The following is a 17,658-nucleotide window of genomic DNA, read 5'->3' on the forward strand; positions in this document are numbered from 1 at the left end:
CAGATCTTTAATATTCGTTTATGGTCTAAATAAATCAATATTTATTCTTTTTAATTCAATAAGAACACAGGCACAGTTGAGCTCAACAAGCACTCACCAGGAGCAGCACCATGAGCCTCAGACTTGGCGATATCGCCCCCGATTTCGAACAGGATTCCAGCGCCGGCACCGTCCGTTTCCATGAATGGCTGGGCGATAGCTGGGGCGTGCTGTTTTCCCACCCGGCGGACTTCACGCCGGTGTGCACCACCGAGCTGGGCTTCACCGCCAGGCTCAAGGATGAATTCGCCCAGCGTGGCGTCAAAGCCATTGCCCTGTCCGTGGACCCGGTGGATTCGCATCACAAGTGGATCGAGGACATCAACGAAACCCAGAACGCCATCGTCAACTTCCCGATCCTCGCCGATGCGGACCGTAAAGTGTCCGACCTTTACGACCTGATCCATCCGAATGCAAACGACACCCTGACTGTGCGCTCGTTGTTCGTGATCGATCCGAACAAGAAGATCCGGCTGACCATCACTTACCCGGCGAGTACCGGGCGTAACTTCAATGAGATTCTGCGGGTGATCGATTCGCTGCAGCTCACCGACAACTATAAGGTGGCCACCCCGGCCAACTGGCAGGACGGTGATGAGGTGGTGATCGTGCCATCGCTCAAGGATGAAGACGAAATCCAGCGACGTTTTCCCAAGGGTTATCGCGCGGTGAAACCGTACCTGCGCCTGACGCCCCAGCCGAATCGTTAACGTCAAAAGATCGTTCCCACGCAAAGCGTGGGAGCGATCATCTCTACCAAAGCAGGGGATTTTCAGGCCGTTTCGACGGCCTGTTTTTTTGTCCGGAAAAAGACAAACAGCATATTCACTTAAGATATAACCAAATGAATAAATATGATTTATAGATATATAAATCACCTGTTAAGGTCATTCCATCGATGCGAGATCGCAAGCTGCGAATCGCCAACACCGCTCAAGGAATTGTCTGAATGCTGGTCGTCTCACTCGGTGGCAGCCCCAGCCCACGCTCCCGTTCCGGAGTGTTGCTGGAGCGCTCCAAACGCTGGTTGCAAGAGCAAGGTGTGGAAGTGGTGAGTTACCAGGTACGGGACTTCCCGGCTGAAGATTTGCTGCATGCCCGTTTCGACAGCCCGAAGGTGATCGATCTGTTGCAACAGATTGATAACGCCGACGGTCTGCTCATCGCCACACCGGTTTACAAAGCCTCGTTCTCCGGCGCGTTGAAAACCGTACTGGATTTGCTGCCCGAACGCGCCCTGGCCCACAAAGTGGTTCTGCCAATGGCGACCGGCGGCAGCATCGCCCACATGCTGGCGGTGGATTACGCGCTCAAGCCAGTGCTGGCGGCGTTGAAGGCCCAGGAAATGCTCCACGGGATTTTCGCCGTAGACAGTCAGATCGCTTACGGCGAAGGCAGCGCCCAGGCGCAGTTGGCTCCCGAGCTTGCACAACGACTGAATGAATCGCTGGAGCTGTTCTACAGCGCCATGGCTCGCCGGCCCAAGCCGCTCGATCCGAACCTGTTGAACGAACGTTTGTTGAGTGCTCGCTGGAGCATTTAAGCCAGCCCTCAAGCAACATCTGAATTTGAAGTACTCGCCTTACTGGCCCGCTAACGGGCAAGCAGGTGCAGCCAAAACCCAACTGCAAAAAGGAGAGCGCCATGCGCCCTGTCATTTTGCGTCGTGGTCTGGTCGCTCTGTTTGCTGCGGCTGTGTCCTTCGGCGTTATTACTCAAGCCCAAGCCGAGACTTTGCGAATCGGCTATCAGAAGTACGGCACCCTGGTGCTGCTCAAAGCCAAAGGCACCCTGGAAAAACGCCTCGCCGCCCAAGGCGTGGACGTGCAATGGACGGAATTCCCCGGCGGCCCGCAACTGCTTGAAGGCTTGAACGTCGGCTCCATCGACTTCGGCGTCACCGGCGAAACGCCTCCGGTTTTCGCTCAGGCCGCGGGCGCCGATCTGCTCTACGTCGCTTATGAACCGCCAGCGCCCCACAGCGAAGCGATCCTGGTGCCGAAGGGCTCGCCGATCCAATCGGTGCAGGAACTCAAGGGCAAGAAAGTCGTGCTCAACAAAGGCTCCAACGTGCACTACCTGCTGGTGCGTGCGCTGGAAGACGCCGACCTCAAATACACCGACATCCAGACCGTGTTCCTGCCGCCCGCCGATGCCCGCGCCGCATTCGAGCGCGGCAGTGTCGATGCCTGGGTGATCTGGGATCCGTACCAGGCCGCCGCCGAACAGCAACTGCAAGCGCGCCCTTTGCGCGACGGCAAAGGCCTCGTCGACAACCATCAGTTCTATCTGGCGACCAAGCCTTACGCGCAGAAAAATCCTGAAGTGATCAAAACCCTGGTGGAAGAAGTGCGCGCGGTCGGTGAATGGTCCAAGGCCAATCCCGAGGACGTAACCCGACAGGTTTCGCCACTGCTCGGCCTGCCGGCGGACATCACCCTGACTTCGGTGAAGCGCCAGGGCTACGGCGCGCTGTTCCTGACCCCTGAGGTGGTCTCTGCCCAACAGAAAATCGCCGACAGCTTCTACCAGCTCAAGCTGATTCCCAAGCCCTTGAGCATCAAAGACGTGATCTGGACGCCACCGGCGGCCGTGGCCAAAGCGCAGTAATTCGATTCCCCAAGGAGACCACTCCATGAGCCTCAATATCTTCTGGTTCCTGCCTACCCACGGCGACGGCCATTACCTTGGCACCGCCGAGGGCGCTCGCGCCGTCGACCACGGTTACTTGCAACAAGTCGCGCAAGCGGCGGATCGTCTGGGTTTTGGCGGGGTGCTGATTCCCACCGGTCGCTCCTGCGAAGATTCGTGGCTGGTGGCCGCCTCGCTGATCCCGGTGACCCAGCGTTTGAAATTCCTCGTCGCCCTGCGCCCCGGGATCATTTCCCCGACGGTGGCGGCGCGTCAGGCCGCGACCCTGGATCGTCTGTCCGGCGGTCGTGCGCTGTTCAACCTGGTCACCGGTGGCGATCCGGAAGAACTGGCCGGCGACGGTTTGTTCCTCAGTCACGAAGAACGCTATCAGGCTTCGGTGGAATTCACTCGCATCTGGCGTCGGGTACTGGAAGGCGAAACCGTCGATTACGACGGCCAGCACATCAGCGTGAAGGGCGCCAAGTTGCTCTATCCGCCGATCCAGCAACCGCGTCCGCCGCTGTATTTCGGCGGCTCGTCGGAAGCGGCGCAGGATCTGGCGGCGGAGCAGGTCGAGATGGTCCTGACCTGGGGTGAGCCACCGGCCGCCGTTGCCGAGAAAATCGAACAGGTTCGCGCCAAAGCCGCGAAGCTCGGTCGCACCGTGCGCTTCGGTATTCGCCTGCATGTGATCGTTCGCGAAACCAACGCCGAGGCGTGGCAAGCGGCGGATCGACTGATCTCTCATCTGGACGATGACACCATTGCCCGCGCCCAGGCTTCTCTGGCGCGTTTCGATTCGGTCGGCCAGCAACGCATGGCCGCTTTGCATGGCGGTAGTCGCGACAACCTGGAAGTCAGTCCCAACCTCTGGGCCGGTGTCGGTCTGGTGCGCGGCGGGGCCGGTACGGCGCTGGTCGGCGATGGTCCGACCGTGGCCGCCAGGGTCAAGGAATACGCCGATCTGGGCATCGATACGTTCATCTTCTCCGGTTATCCACATCTGGAAGAATCCTACCGGGTGGCCGAGTTGCTGTTCCCGCACCTGGACATCGAGCGCCCGGAACTGCCGAAAAGCGCCGGTTACGTCAGCCCGTTCGGCGAGATGGTGGCCAACGACATTCTTCCCAAAGCTGCGTCCCAGAGCTGAGGCGTGGCCATGAAGAAAACTATCCACAGCCTCGCACCCTGGGTGTTGCCGATTCTGTTGCTGGCGGTATGGCAGTTGTCGGTGTCGGCGGGCTGGTTGTCGACGCGGATTCTGCCAGCGCCCATCGCGGTGATCGAAGCCGGTGTGAGCCTGTTCCGCAGCGGTGAAATCTGGACTCACCTGGCTATCAGCGGCTGGCGCGCGGCACTCGGGTTCGCCATCGGTGGCGGCATTGGCCTGGCGCTGGGCTTTATCACCGGCCTGTCGAAGTGGGGCGAGCGCCTGCTCGACAGTTCGGTGCAGATGATCCGCAACGTACCGCACCTGGCGCTGATTCCGCTGGTGATCCTGTGGTTCGGCATCGATGAGTCGGCGAAGATTTTCCTGGTGGCGTTGGGCACGTTGTTCCCGATCTACCTCAACACTTACCACGGCATCCGCAACGTCGATCCGGCGCTGGTGGAAATGTCCCGCAGTTACGGCCTGTCCGGTTTCAGCCTGTTCCGTCAGGTGATCCTGCCGGGTGCGCTGCCTTCGATTCTGGTCGGCGTGCGTTTTGCCCTGGGCTTCATGTGGCTGACCCTGATCGTCGCCGAAACCATCTCCGCCAGCGCCGGCATCGGCTACCTGGCGATGAATGCCCGGGAGTTCTTGCAGACCGACGTGGTAGTGCTGGCGATTCTTTTGTATGCCGTGCTCGGCAAACTCGCTGATCTCGCAGCCCGTGGACTTGAACGCGTGTGGCTGCGCTGGCATCCGGCCTATCAGGTTGCCAAGGGAGGTGCCGCATGACGGCTCAACAGCCTCCACGCCTGCTGCGCGGAATTCCGCTGGCAGTGCGCAAGCTGCAAAAGACCTTCGGTTCGCGGCAAGTGCTGCGTGAAATCGACCTGCACATTCCTGCCGGGCAGTTTGTGGCGGTGGTCGGGCGCAGCGGTTGCGGCAAAAGCACCTTGCTGCGCTTGCTCGCCGGTCTCGACAAGCCCACGGCTGGCGAGTTGTTCGCCGGTTCCGCACCGCTGAGTGATGCCCGGGAAGACACCCGGCTGATGTTCCAGGAAGCGCGGTTGCTGCCGTGGAAGAAGGTCATCGACAACGTCGGCCTCGGGCTCAAGGGCAACTGGCGGCCGCAAGCACTGGAAGCGTTGGAGTCGGTCGGCCTGGCGGACCGCGCCAACGAATGGCCGGCGGCGCTGTCCGGTGGCCAGAAGCAACGAGTGGCCCTGGCCCGCGCGCTGATCCATCAACCGCGCCTGCTGTTACTCGACGAACCGCTGGGGGCACTGGATGCCCTGACCCGTATTGAAATGCAGCAACTGATTGAACGGCTCTGGCAGAAGCACGGTTTCACCGTGTTGCTGGTGACCCACGACGTCAGTGAGGCGGTGGCGATTGCCGATCGGGTGATTCTGATTGAAGAGGGCGAAGTCGGCCTCGACCTGGCAGTGGAATTGCCGCGCCCTCGGGTTCGCGGCTCCCATCGGCTGGCGGCGCTGGAAACCGAAGTGCTCAACCGCGTGCTGTCGGTACCCGGCCAACCGCCGGAACCGGAACCTGTTTCACCATTGCCCACGCAATTGCGCTGGGCTCAATAACTTAAAGATTCATCCAACGACAGGAATCAACATCATGACTATCAAAGCCATCAACGTTCGTAACCAGTTCAAAGGCTCGATCAAGGAAATCGTGCTCGGCGACGTCCTCTCGGAAATCGACGTGCAGACTGCCTCCGGCATCGTCACTTCGGTGATTACCACGCGCTCGGTGAAAGAGCTGGAACTGGTGGTCGGCAGCGAAGTGATCGCGTTTGTGAAATCCACCGAGGTGTCGATCGCCAAGTTGTAAGTGCGTGCGCCAACAACAACCCCGGAGGGTGTGAGCCCTTCGGGGTTTTTTATGCGTGCAGTTGTGGTGGTGGTGTATTCGAAGGCCGCGATCTTTTAAAGCGCTACGCGCTTGGGCAGGTACGGCGGTAAATACAGCCCAAGGTAGGCATCAAACACCCGCATCCCTTCCTCAGCCATGCGCGGTGTGATTTGCCCGTGCTGCTGCACCGAGCGCGCATACACTCGATCCCCCAGCTCCATGGCCAGGGCAAACACATCGACGTCTGTCGGCAGCCTTGGCAGTTCGAAGTGGTGGTCGAACAGTTTGTGCATCAGGTCGCCGAGTTCGATGTCGTGCTGGCGGTCAGCCTGGGTGACTTCGGTCAGGCCGTGCTGGGCGAGGATCAACTGGCGGGCAGCGGCGTCTTCGTCGTAGATGTCGAGCATGCGTTGTTCCACCAGTCGCGACAAATCGCGCCAGCCGTTAAGGGCGTGGTGGTCGATGGGCGCTTGCAGGCAAGCACGGAACGCGGCGTGGACGTCGGCGGTCAGGGCTTCGAGCAGGGCTGGGACGCTGGCGAAAAAGTGGTAGACGGAGGAGGGCGGGATCTCTGCGCGTTCAGCGACGCTGTAGATCGACAGACTGGCCACGCCCTCGGCGGCCAGCAGCGTGCGGGCGGCATCGAGTATCGAATCGATCCGGGCCTGGCTGCGTGCGCGGGGTTTGCGTGGGGTGGCGAGTCGGGTCATTGAAGTCTCCTGCAGGGCAGCAGGCATTGTACGCAGAGCGAGCAGATGTTCCATATCTTCTGTGGCGAGGGAGCTTGCTCCCGTTGGGTCGCGAAGCGGCCCCCAAACCGGTCAATGCGGTGTGCCTGGCAGGACCGTGTCGCCGGTTAAAGGGAGTCCTTCGGCCTGGAGCGCCAGCCCGGTCCAGCGGGAGCAAGCTCCCTCGCCACAGGTTTGATGTCGACCATAAAAAAACGCCGCAGACGTTAAAGCCGGCGGCGTTGTTTTTACGGCAACCGCTTACACGGTATGCAGGTACCAGTTGTATTCGAGGTCGGAGATGGAGTGTTCGAACTCCTCCAGCTCGCTCTCTTTACAGGCGACGAAGATATCGATGTATTTCGGATCGATGTACTTGGCCATGACTTCGCTGTCGTCCAGCTCGCGCAGTGCATCGCGCAGGTTGTTCGGCAGGCTTTGCTCGTTCTGCTCGTAGCTGTTGCCTTCCACGGGCGCGCCCGGCTCGATCTTGTTGACCAGACCGTGGTGCACGCCGGCCAGGACCGAGGCCATCAGCAGGTACGGGTTGGCATCGGCACCCGCCACACGGTGTTCAATGCGCACGGCATCGGAGGAACCGGTCGGTACGCGGATCGCCACGGTGCGGTTGTCCAGACCCCAGCACGGCGAGTTCGGCACGTAGAACTGTGCGCCGAAACGACGGTAGGAGTTGACGTTCGGGCAGAGGAAAGCCATCTGCGCCGGCAGGGTCTCGAGCACACCGCCGATCGCGTGACGCAGTGCGGCGTTCTGCTCGGGATCCTCGCTGGCAAAAATGTTTTTGCCATCTTTATCAAGAATCGAGATGTGGACGTGCAGACCATTACCCGCCTGGCCTGGATAAGGCTTGGCCATGAAGGTGGTGTCCATCTCATGGTCGTAGGCGATGTTTTTGATCAGGCGCTTGAGCAGGACCGCATAGTCGCAGGCCTTGATCGGGTCGGCCACGTGGTGCAGGTTCACTTCGAACTGCGCCGGGGCACTTTCCTTGACGATCGCGTCGGCAGGAATGCCTTGCTCTTTCGCACCTTCCAGAATGTCCTGGAGGCAGTCGACGTATTCGTCGAGGTCGTCGATCAGGTAGACCTGGGTCGAATGCGGGCGTTTGCCGGAGATCGGCGAGCGTGGCGGTTGCGGGCGACCGTTCACGTTTTCCTGGTCGATCAGGTAGAACTCCAGTTCGAACGCGGCGCAGATGGTCAGCCCCATCTCGTCAAACTTGGAAACGACCTGACGCAGGACTTCGCGTGGATCGGCGAAAAATGGGTCACCTTCGAGTTCGTGCATGGTCATCAGCAGTTGCGCGGTCGGGCGCTTCTGCCAGGGCTCATTGCACAGGGTGTCGGGGATTGGATAGCAGATTCGGTCAGCATCGCCGATGTCCAGGCCCAGGCCGGTGCTTTCCACCGTCGAGCCATTGATATCCAGAGCAAATAGAGAGGCCGGCAGGTTGATGCCTTTCTCGTAAACCTTGTGGAGGCTGGTGCGTTCGATGCGCTTGCCGCGCACCACACCATTCATATCCGCAATCAGAAGGTCAACGTACAGAACCTCAGGATGTTCCTTAAGGAACGCGTTCGCTTCGTTAAGCTGAACGGCACGCGGGGGTACCGACATGATGCAACACCTTTGTTGTTAAAAATATCAATCATTGATCTTTTCAGATTCCAGTCAACCCGAACGGCATGCCGAAGTCAAGCGAGGCCTTTTTTGCCCTAAAAAAGCGCTCGCAAGGCTTTTTTGAGGCACTTTGGGGCGTATTTCTGTCTTATGACGTCTTGGCGCCCGCGGGCTTGAGCGGGCCGTGTTGTATTTTTTACGGGGGTGTTGTGTAAAAAAATGAACAAGGCTAAGCTCGATTCAAACCCATAACAGCAATAATACCGGGGTGTTTCATGTCTCGCCTGCCGTTAATCGGCGTCACCGCCTGCTCAAAGCAGATCGGTCTGCATGCTTATCACATCAGTGGCGACAAATACGTACGCGCCGTGGCTTCAGCTGCCAAAGGCCTGCCGTTGATTCTTCCATCCCTGGCGGATCGACTGGCGCCGTCCGATATTCTGGACGCCCTGGACGGCATTCTCTTTACAGGCTCTCCTTCTAATATAGAACCGTTTCACTATAGCGGCCCGGCCAGCGCGCCAGGTACTGCCCATGATTCTGCACGCGATGCCACCACTCTCCCGCTGATCCGCGCCGCTGTCGAGGCCGGCGTTCCCGTGCTCGGTATCTGCCGCGGCTTCCAGGAAATGAATGTGGCGTTCGGTGGCAGCCTGCATCAGAAGGTCCACGAGGCCGGTCCCTTCATGGACCACCGTGAAGATGACAGCCTGCCGCTCGAAGGGCAGTACGCCCCCAGTCACCCGGTGCACGTCCAGCCGGGTGGTGTACTTGCGGGGCTGGGCCTGGCGAGCGACATTCAAGTCAACTCGATTCATGGTCAGGGCGTCGAGCGGCTGGCGCCGGGCCTTCGTGTGGAAGCTGTGGCGCCCGATGGGCTGATCGAAGCGGTCTCTGTGATCGGAGGCAAGGCTTTTGCTTTGGGCGTGCAATGGCATCCCGAATGGCAGGTAAGCTTGAATCCTGACTACCTTGCGATTTTCCAGGCATTTGGCGATGCCTGCCGCAAGCACGCATTACAACGCGACGCCGATGCGTCAAACGACGCCTGACTTATAAAAGTCAGGAAACTCAAGCCTAAGAGGCATTTATGGGTAACAACCTCGACCAGCTCACCGATTGGTTGAAAGACCACAAGATCACAGAAGTCGAATGCATGATTGGCGACCTGACCGGCATCACCCGGGGCAAGATCTCGCCGACCAACAAGTTCATCGCCGAAAAAGGCATGCGCCTGCCCGAAAGCGTTCTGTTGCAGACCGTGACCGGCGACTATGTCGAAGACGACATCTATTACGAACTGCTCGACCCGGCCGACATCGACATGATCTGCCGCCCCGACCAGAACGCCGTGTTCCTGGTGCCCTGGGCCATCGAGCCCACCGCCATCGTGATCCACGACACCTACGACAAGCAGGGCAATCCGATCGAGCTGTCGCCGCGCAACGTGCTCAAGAAGGTGCTGAAACTCTATGCCGACCACGGCTGGCAGCCGATCGTGGCGCCGGAAATGGAGTTCTACCTCACCAAGCGCAGTGATGACCCGGACTACCCGTTGCAACCGCCGATTGGCCGTTCCGGTCGTCCGGAAACCGGTCGCCAGTCGTTCTCCATTGAAGCGGCGAACGAATTCGACCCGTTGTTCGAAGACGTCTACGACTGGTGCGAACTGCAGGAGCTGGACCTCGACACGCTGATCCACGAGGACGGCACCGCGCAGATGGAAATCAACTTCCGTCATGGCGATGCCCTGTCCCTGGCCGACCAGATTCTGGTGTTCAAGCGCACCATGCGTGAAGCCGCGCTCAAGCACAATGTGGCCGCGACTTTCATGGCCAAACCCATGACCGGCGAGCCGGGCAGTGCCATGCATTTGCACCAGAGCATCATCGACATCGAAACCGGCAAAAACGTCTTCTCCAATGAAGACGGGACCATGAGCCAGCTGTTCCTCCATCACATCGGCGGTTTGCAGAAATTCATCCCTGAGTTGCTGCCGCTGTTCGCGCCCAACGTCAATTCGTTCCGCCGCTTCCTGCCGGATACCTCGGCACCGGTGAACGTGGAGTGGGGCGAAGAGAACCGCACCGTAGGCCTGCGGGTTCCGGATGCCGGGCCGCAGAACCGTCGGGTGGAAAACCGTCTGCCGGGTGCCGACGCCAACCCTTACCTGGCCATCGCCGCCAGCCTGTTGTGCGGCCTGATCGGCATGCTCGAAGGGCATAACCCGAGTGCCCCGGTGGTGGGACGTGGTTACGAGCGGCGCAATCTGCGCCTGCCGTTAACCATCGAAGACGCGCTCGATCGCATGGAAAACAGCAAGACCATCGAAAAGTATCTGGGCAAGAAATTCATCACAGGCTACGTCGCGGTCAAGCGGGCCGAGCATGAAAACTTCAAGCGCGTGATCAGTTCGTGGGAGCGGGAGTTCCTGCTCTTCGCCGTCTGATGCGCCGGGCGCGACAAGGGGGCGTGATTGCCCTCTGACGTCGCGCCGTCACTGCAATCCAAGGAGAATTCGCATGACCAGCAACAACCCGCAAACCCGTGCATGGCAAACCCTGAGCAACGATCACCACCTGGCCCCGTTCAGCGACTTCAAGCAGCTGAAAGAGAAAGGCCCGCGGATCATCACCAATGCCAAGGGTGTTTATCTGTGGGACAGCGAAGGCAACAAGATCCTCGACGGCATGGCTGGTCTGTGGTGCGTCGCGATCGGCTATGGTCGCGATGAGCTGGCCGATGCCGCCGCCAAGCAAATGCGCGAACTGCCTTATTACAACCTGTTCTTCCAGACCGCTCACCCGCCGGTGCTGGAGCTGGCCAAGGTCATCGCCGACATCGCGCCTGAAGGCATGAATCATGTGTTCTTCACCGGTTCCGGTTCCGAAGGCAACGACACCATGCTGCGGATGGTTCGCCACTACTGGGCGATCAAGGGCCAGCCGAAGAAGAAAGTCATCATCAGTCGCAAGAACGGCTATCACGGCTCCACCGTGGCCGGCGCGAGCCTGGGTGGCATGACCTATATGCACGAGCAGGGCGACTTGCCGATCCCGGGCATTGTCCACATCGCCCAGCCGTACTGGTTCGGCGAAGGCGGTGACATGACGCCGCAAGAGTTCGGTATCTGGGCGGCCAATCAGCTGGAAGAGAAGATTCTGGAAATCGGCGTCGACAACGTCGGTGCCTTCATTGCCGAGCCGATCCAGGGCGCCGGCGGCGTGATCATTCCGCCAGACAGCTACTGGCCGCGCATCAAGGAAATCCTCGCCAAGTACGACATCCTGTTCGTGGCCGACGAGGTGATCTGCGGTTTCGGTCGTACCGGTGAGTGGTTCGGTACCGATTTCTACGACCTCAAGCCTCACATGATGACCATCGCCAAAGGTCTGACGTCCGGCTACATCCCGATGGGTGGCCTGATCGTGCACGACGATGTGGTCGAGGTGCTCAACGAAGGTGGTGATTTCAACCACGGTTTCACCTATTCCGGGCACCCGGTGGCCGCTGCGGTGGCGCTGGAAAACATCCGCATCCTGCGCGATGAAAAAATTGTCGAGCACGTGCGGACAGAAACGGCACCTTATTTGCAGAAGCGTCTACGGGAACTGAACGATCATCCGTTGGTGGGGGAAGTGCGCGGGGTCGGTCTGTTGGGGGCTATCGAGCTGGTTCAGGACAAGGCCACTCGCAAACGATACGAAGGCAAGGGCGTCGGCATGATCTGTCGGCAGTTCTGCTTTGACAACGGCCTGATCATGCGCGCCGTTGGCGACACCATGATCATTGCTCCGCCACTGGTGATCACACCGGCTGAAATCGACGAGTTGGTGACCAAGGCGCGCAAGTGCCTGGACCTGACCCTGAGTGCGTTGCAGGGCTAAGTGCTAGGCTCTGAGCGAGGTGCAATGTCTGCACTTCGCTCAGTGCAAACAAAGGATGGGGCTTTCCTTGAAAGCCTGCCTTGGATCTTGCCAGACTAACGGTTGTTCGGATGCCCTGTAACAGGCTGCTGAGCACGTGGTTAAAAAGAAAAACTGGAGCATTACCCATGAAGGCATTAGGTATGAAGATAACTGGCAAGACCCTCCTCGCCATGTCCCTGATGGGCGTGATGGCGGGCGCCGTTCAGGCCGACGATAAAGTGCTGCACGTGTACAACTGGTCCGATTACATCGCACCGGACACCATCGCGAACTTCGAGAAAGAGTCCGGGATCAAGGTGGTGTACGACGTATTCGACAGCAACGAAACCCTGGAAGCCAAGTTGCTGGCAGGCAAGTCCGGTTACGACGTTGTCGTACCGTCGAACAACTTCCTCGCCAAGCAAATCAAGGCCGGTGTTTACCGGGAGCTGGACAAGTCCAAGTTGTCCAACTACGGCAACCTGAACAAATCACTGCTTAAAGCGGTTTCCGTCAGCGACCCGGACAACAAACACGCCTTCCCTTACATGTGGGGCTCGATCGGGATCGGTTACAACCCCGAGAAGGTCAAGGCAGCACTGGGCGTCGACACGATCGATTCCTGGGACACCCTGCTCAAGCCGGAGAACATCGCCAAGCTCAAGAGCTGCGGTGTGAGCTTCCTGGATTCGCCTACCGAAATGCTGCCGGTCGCCCTGCATTACCTGGGTCTGCCAACCGACAGCCAGAAGAAAGAAGACATCAAGAAAGCCGAGGATCTGTTCCTCAAGATTCGTCCTTCGATCACCTACTTCCACTCATCGAAGTACATCTCGGACCTGGCCAACGGCAACATCTGCGTAGCCGTCGGCTATTCGGGTGACGTCCAGCAAGCCAAGTCCCGCGCTGCCGAAGCCGGTGACAAGGTGAAAGTCAGCTACGCCATTCCAAAAGAAGGCGCGGGCAGCTTCTACGACATGGTCGCAATCCCCAAGGATGCGGAAAACGTCGAGGGCGCCTACAAGTTCATGAACTACCTGCTGCAACCGAAAGTAATGGCTGACATTACCAACGCCGTGCGTTTCCCTAACGGTAATGCTGAAGCCACCCAGTATGTGAGCAAGGACATCACATCGGATCCGGGCATCTATCCGACTCCTGAAGTACAGGCCAAGCTGTATGCGATCGCTGATTTGCCAGCCGCCACCCAGCGTGAGCTGACCCGCAGCTGGACCAAGATCAAGTCCGGTAAATAAGTAATAAACCTTGTAGCAGCTGCCGAAGGCTGCGTTGAGGTCCGAAGGACCTCCGCTTTTCGACAGCACAACGGCTTCGCAGTTGAACGCAGCCTGCGGCAGCTGCTACAGGATCTTCATAAAGTTTGCTGGAACGGTTTTTCGAGGGTAAGTTGCGCGCCGGTTTTGTTGTCAGGCAGCCATGGCTGTCATGTAGCGCGGGGCAACTTGGGCCCAACTAATTTTAGAGGACCTCCACTTGCCTGTTTTTTCTTTGTTGCGCAATGTCCTGCTGGTCGGCGCCGGACTGACGCTTGCCGTCAGTGCCCAGGCCACCGGCACGGTGCATATTTATAACTGGTCGGACTACATCGGTGAGACCACTCTGGCCGACTTCCAGAAAGACGCCGGTATCAAGCCGATTTACGACGTATTCGATTCCAACGAAACCCTGGAAGGCAAATTGCTGGCCGGGCGTACCGGTTACGACGTGGTCGTGCCGTCCAACCATTTCCTTGGCAAGCAGATCAAGGCCGGTGCTTTCCAGAAGCTCGACAAGTCTAAGCTAGGCAACTATTCCAACCTCGACCCGGTGTTGCTCAAGCGCCTGGAGCAGAACGATCCGGGTAACCAATATGCCGTGCCGTATCTGTGGGGCACCAATGGCATCGGTTACAACGTCGACAAGATCAAGGCTGTGCTGGGCCTCGACAAGATCGATTCCTGGGATGTGGTGTTCGAGCCGCAAAACATCAAGAAACTGCACAGCTGCGGCGTCGCGTTCCTCGACTCCGCCGATGAAATGATGCCCACGGTCCTTAACTACATGGGCCTGAACGCCAATAGCACCAACCCCGAAGACTACAAAAAGGCCGAGGCTAAATTGCTGGCGGTGCGACCTTATGTGACGTACTTCCACTCATCCAAATACATCGCGGACCTGGCCAACGGCGATATCTGCGTTGCGATCGGTTTTTCCGGCGACATTTTCCAGGCCAAGGCACGCGCGGCTGAAGCCGGTAAAGGCATGAACATCGCCTACTCGATTCCAAAAGAGGGCGGCGCGCTCTGGTTCGACATGCTGGCGATCCCCAAGGATGCGGCCAACGTCAAGGAAGCCCACGCCTTCATCAACTATTTGCTCAAGCCTGAGGTGATCGCCAAGGTCAGCGATGCCGTGGGCTACGCCAACCCAAACCCTGGGTCGGACAAACTGATGGAACAATCCATACGCACTGACGCGTCGGTTTATCCGCCGCAAGCGGTCCTCGACAAGATGTACGTGTCCATCGAGTTACCGCCGAACATTCAACGTTTGATGACGCGCAGCTGGACCAAGGTCAAGTCGGGCAAATAGCGTCAAACTATCCAGGTTCGCCACATTGAGCGAACTGCAAATTCTGTTGGGAGTTTCGTAAATGGCAGTTGCCTCCGGCGCCTATAAGAAAGCCCTCGAGGGCGACCAATCACCTAAACAGGTGTTGGTCAAAATCGACCGGGTCACCAAAAAGTTCGACGAGACGATTGCCGTGGACGACGTGTCCCTGGAAATCAAGAAAGGCGAAATCTTCGCCTTGCTCGGCGGCTCGGGTTCGGGCAAATCCACCTTGCTGCGGATGCTGGCAGGTTTCGAACGGCCCACGGAGGGGCGCATTTTCCTCGATGGCGTAGACATCACTGACATGCCGCCGTACGAGCGGCCGATCAACATGATGTTCCAGTCCTACGCCTTGTTCCCGCACATGACCGTGGCGCAGAACATCGCCTTCGGCCTCAAGCAGGACAAGATCCCGACGGCCGAGGTCGATGCCCGCGTGGCCGAAATGCTCAAGCTGGTGCAGATGAGCGAGTACGCCAAGCGCAAACCGCATCAGTTGTCCGGTGGTCAGCGTCAGCGCGTGGCCCTGGCGCGTTCGTTGGCCAAGCGGCCGAAGCTGTTGTTGCTCGACGAGCCGATGGGCGCGCTGGACAAGAAGCTGCGCTCGCAGATGCAGCTGGAACTGGTCGAGATCATCGAGCGGGTCGGCGTAACCTGCGTCATGGTGACCCACGACCAGGAAGAGGCCATGACCATGGCCGAGCGCATCGCGATCATGCACCTGGGCTGGATCGCCCAGATCGGCAGCCCGATCGATATCTACGAAACCCCGACCAGCCGGCTGGTCTGCGAATTCATCGGCAACGTCAACATCTTCGAAGGCGAAGTGGTGGATGACGCCGAGGGCCATGCACTGATCACCTGCAAGGATCTGGACCGCAACATTTACGTGGGTCACGGCATCAGCACCTCGGTGCAGGACAAGTCCGTTACCTATGCGATCCGTCCGGAAAAACTGCTGGTGACGGCCGACATGCCGACCTGCGAACACAACTGGTCCAGCGGCAAGGTGCACGACATCGCCTACCTCGGCGGCCATTCGGTGTTCTACGTCGAACTGCCGAGCGGCAAGCTGGTGCAGTCCTTCGTCGCCAACGCCGAGCGCCGTGGCCAGCGCCCGACCTGGGGTGACCAGGTTTACGTGTGGTGGGAAGACGACAGCGGCGTGGTACTTCGCTCATGAACATGCGCAAACTCAAACGCCGGCTCAATCGAATAATTCCCGGTGGCCGTCAGCTGGTCATCGGGGTTCCGTTCATCTGGCTGTTCATGTTCTTCATGCTGCCGTTCTTCATCGTCCTGAAGATCAGCTTCGCTGAAGCCGACGTGGCCATTCCGCCGTACACCGAGATCTACACCTTCGTTGACCAGAAACTGCAGGTGCTGCTCAACCTGGCCAACTACGCGATGCTGGGCGATGACGAGTTGTACATCGCCGCTTACCTCGGCTCGCTGAAGATGGCGCTGTTCAGCACCATCCTCTGCCTGCTGATCGGCTACCCGATGGCCTATGGCATTGCCACCGCCCGCAAAGAGCTGCAAACGGTGCTGGTGCTGCTGATCATGATGCCGACCTGGACCGCGATCCTGATCCGCGTGTACGCGTGGATGGGCATCCTCAGCAACAACGGTCTGCTCAACGGTTTCCTGATGAGCATGGGCTGGATCGACGAGCCGCTGCAGATCCTCAATACCAACCTGGCAGTCTATATCGGGGTGGTTTACTCCTATCTGCCGTTCATGATCCTGCCGCTCTACGCCAACCTGGTGAAACACGATCACAGCCTGCTGGAAGCCGCATCGGACCTGGGTTCGAGCAACTTCAACAGCTTCTGGAAGATCACCGTGCCGCTGTCGAAAAACGGAATTATCGCAGGCTGCATGCTGGTGTTCATCCCGGTGGTGGGGGAGTTCGTGATCCCGGAACTGCTCGGCGGTCCGGAAACCCTGATGATCGGCAAGGTGCTCTGGCAAGAGTTCTTCAACAACCGCGACTGGCCGGTGGCGTCTGCCCTGGCGGTGGTGATGCTGGCAATCCTGATTGTGCCGATCATCCTGTTCAACCGTAGTCAGGCCAAGGAAATGGAGGGTAAAGAATGAAGCGCTTCCGTTTCTCGAACCTGATGCTGGTGCTGGGTCTGCTGTTCATCTACGCGCCAATGCTGATTCTGGTGATCTACTCGTTCAACGCCTCGAAACTGGTGACGGTGTGGGGCGGCTGGTCGGTGAAGTGGTACGTCGGCCTGCTCGACAACACGCAACTGATGGGCTCGGTGGTGCGCTCGCTGGAAATCGCCTGCTACACGGCGATTGCCGCAGTGGCACTCGGCACTTTGGCGGCGTTCGTGCTGACCCGCATCACCCGCTTCAAGGGCCGCACACTGTTTGGCGGTTTGGTCACCGCACCGCTGGTGATGCCGGAAGTGATCACCGGTCTGTCGCTGTTGCTGCTGTTCGTGGCCATGGCGCAGATGATCGGCTGGCCGCAGGAGCGCGGCATCGTCACCATCTGGATCGCTCACACCACATTCTGTGCAGCCTATGTGGCGGTGGTGGTGTCGGCGCGCTTGCGTGAGCTGGACCTGTCGATCGAAGAAGCGGCCATGGACCTCGGTGCGCGGCCATGGAAAGTGTTCTTCCTGATCACCATCCCGATGATCGCGCCGTCACTGGCGGCCGGCGGCATGATGTCGTTCGCCTTGTCGCTGGATGATTTGGTGTTGGCGAGCTTTGTGTCGGGGCCAGGCTCCACGACCCTGCCGATGGAAGTGTTCTCGGCGGTGCGCCTGGGCGTGAAGCCTGAGATCAACGCCGTGGCCAGCCTGATTCTGCTGGCGGTGTCGCTGGTGACCTTCCTGGTCTGGTTCTTCAGCCGTCGCGCCGAAGAAAGCCGCAAGCGTGCGATCCAGCAAGCCATCGAGGAAGCGGCTGCCGACTCCTGGAAGCAACCGGACGTACGTCGGGCGCAGGCACCGGAAGCGGCTTAAAACTGCTGCAGATCAAAAGATCGCAACCTGCGGCAGCTCTTACAGTGGAATGTGAATCCCGTAGGAGCTGCCGCAGGCTGCGATCTTTTGAC

At 59.1% G+C, this 17,658-nt stretch carries 17 protein-coding genes; 15 read left to right on the top strand and 2 right to left on the bottom strand.

The window, feature by feature from the left end; all coding sequences use genetic code 11:
• Window positions 1-110 precede the first annotated feature (110 nt).
• The 7 genes from AC1D2Q_RS05030 to AC1D2Q_RS05060 all read left to right on the top strand — a co-directional run bounded on the left by AC1D2Q_RS05030 (window position 111) and on the right by AC1D2Q_RS05060 (window position 5,668).
• Window positions 111-749 carry a peroxiredoxin gene (locus tag AC1D2Q_RS05030; RefSeq protein WP_096479397.1) on the top strand — a complete coding sequence of 213 codons (639 nt, stop codon included), beginning with the start codon at window positions 111-113 and terminating at the stop codon, window positions 747-749.
• 239 nt (window positions 750-988) lie between these two features.
• Window positions 989-1,582, top strand: coding sequence for an NADPH-dependent FMN reductase (gene ssuE, locus AC1D2Q_RS05035; protein WP_477812437.1), 594 nt, complete (start codon window positions 989-991; stop codon window positions 1,580-1,582).
• A 101-nt stretch (window positions 1,583-1,683) separates the two neighbouring features.
• Entirely contained in the window at window positions 1,684-2,649 is a 966-nt protein-coding gene (locus AC1D2Q_RS05040) for a sulfonate ABC transporter substrate-binding protein (protein WP_477812438.1), read from the top strand.
• A 25-nt stretch (window positions 2,650-2,674) separates the two neighbouring features.
• Entirely contained in the window at window positions 2,675-3,823 is a 1,149-nt protein-coding gene (gene ssuD, locus AC1D2Q_RS05045; RefSeq protein ID WP_007939251.1) for an FMNH2-dependent alkanesulfonate monooxygenase, read from the top strand.
• A gap of 9 nt (window positions 3,824-3,832) precedes the next feature.
• Window positions 3,833-4,615 carry an aliphatic sulfonate ABC transporter permease SsuC gene (gene ssuC, locus AC1D2Q_RS05050; protein WP_477812439.1) on the top strand — a complete coding sequence of 261 codons (783 nt, stop codon included), beginning with the start codon at window positions 3,833-3,835 and terminating at the stop codon, window positions 4,613-4,615.
• Window positions 4,612-5,418, top strand: coding sequence for an aliphatic sulfonates ABC transporter ATP-binding protein (ssuB, locus tag AC1D2Q_RS05055; protein ID WP_477812440.1), 807 nt, complete (start codon window positions 4,612-4,614; stop codon window positions 5,416-5,418). The genes ssuC and ssuB overlap by 4 nt, the downstream gene beginning before the upstream one ends.
• Window positions 5,419-5,452: 34 nt before the next feature.
• The gene (locus tag AC1D2Q_RS05060; protein ID WP_003229256.1) at window positions 5,453-5,668 is read left to right on the top strand and encodes a TOBE domain-containing protein; all 216 of its coding nucleotides are present in this window, start codon (window positions 5,453-5,455) and stop codon (window positions 5,666-5,668) included.
• Between the two features lie 95 nt (window positions 5,669-5,763).
• Here the strand turns inward: AC1D2Q_RS05060 and AC1D2Q_RS05065 are convergent, their stop codons facing one another.
• Together AC1D2Q_RS05065 and AC1D2Q_RS05070 are read right to left on the bottom strand one after the other, a co-directional pair.
• Window positions 5,764-6,399, bottom strand: a complete 636-nt coding sequence (locus AC1D2Q_RS05065) for a TetR/AcrR family transcriptional regulator (protein WP_018928629.1) — start codon at window positions 6,397-6,399, stop codon at window positions 5,764-5,766.
• Between the two features lie 279 nt (window positions 6,400-6,678).
• The gene (locus tag AC1D2Q_RS05070; RefSeq protein WP_477812441.1) at window positions 6,679-8,055 is read right to left on the bottom strand and encodes a glutamine synthetase family protein; all 1,377 of its coding nucleotides are present in this window, start codon (window positions 8,053-8,055) and stop codon (window positions 6,679-6,681) included.
• Window positions 8,056-8,333: 278 nt separating this feature from the next.
• Here AC1D2Q_RS05070 and AC1D2Q_RS05075 point away from each other — a divergent pair, with 278 nt between their 5' ends.
• The 8 genes from AC1D2Q_RS05075 (at window position 8,334) to AC1D2Q_RS05110 (ending at window position 17,566) form a co-directional block, all read left to right on the top strand.
• Window positions 8,334-9,110, top strand: coding sequence for a gamma-glutamyl-gamma-aminobutyrate hydrolase family protein (locus AC1D2Q_RS05075; protein ID WP_477812442.1), 777 nt, complete (start codon window positions 8,334-8,336; stop codon window positions 9,108-9,110).
• Window positions 9,111-9,148: 38 nt separating this feature from the next.
• A complete protein-coding gene (locus AC1D2Q_RS05080; RefSeq protein ID WP_477812443.1) occupies window positions 9,149-10,507 on the top strand; it encodes a glutamine synthetase family protein in 1,359 nt (452 codons plus the stop codon).
• A gap of 73 nt (window positions 10,508-10,580) precedes the next feature.
• Window positions 10,581-11,945, top strand: coding sequence for an aspartate aminotransferase family protein (locus tag AC1D2Q_RS05085; RefSeq protein ID WP_477812444.1), 1,365 nt, complete (start codon window positions 10,581-10,583; stop codon window positions 11,943-11,945).
• Between the two features lie 182 nt (window positions 11,946-12,127).
• Window positions 12,128-13,222, top strand: coding sequence for a polyamine ABC transporter substrate-binding protein (locus AC1D2Q_RS05090; RefSeq protein WP_477812463.1), 1,095 nt, complete (start codon window positions 12,128-12,130; stop codon window positions 13,220-13,222).
• 238 nt (window positions 13,223-13,460) lie between these two features.
• Entirely contained in the window at window positions 13,461-14,558 is a 1,098-nt protein-coding gene (locus AC1D2Q_RS05095) for a polyamine ABC transporter substrate-binding protein (protein WP_477812445.1), read from the top strand.
• A gap of 61 nt (window positions 14,559-14,619) precedes the next feature.
• Window positions 14,620-15,762, top strand: coding sequence for an ABC transporter ATP-binding protein (locus AC1D2Q_RS05100; RefSeq protein WP_253417723.1), 1,143 nt, complete (start codon window positions 14,620-14,622; stop codon window positions 15,760-15,762).
• Between the two features lie 35 nt (window positions 15,763-15,797).
• Window positions 15,798-16,679 (top strand): ABC transporter permease subunit, encoded by an 882-nt coding sequence (locus tag AC1D2Q_RS05105; RefSeq protein WP_172901220.1) that lies wholly within the window; start codon window positions 15,798-15,800, stop codon window positions 16,677-16,679.
• Window positions 16,676-17,566, top strand: a complete 891-nt coding sequence (locus AC1D2Q_RS05110; RefSeq protein ID WP_018928638.1) for an ABC transporter permease subunit — start codon at window positions 16,676-16,678, stop codon at window positions 17,564-17,566. The genes AC1D2Q_RS05105 and AC1D2Q_RS05110 overlap by 4 nt, the downstream gene beginning before the upstream one ends.
• Window positions 17,567-17,658: the final 92 nt, after the last annotated feature.

The organism is Pseudomonas sp. P1_A1, from assembly GCF_056406935.1.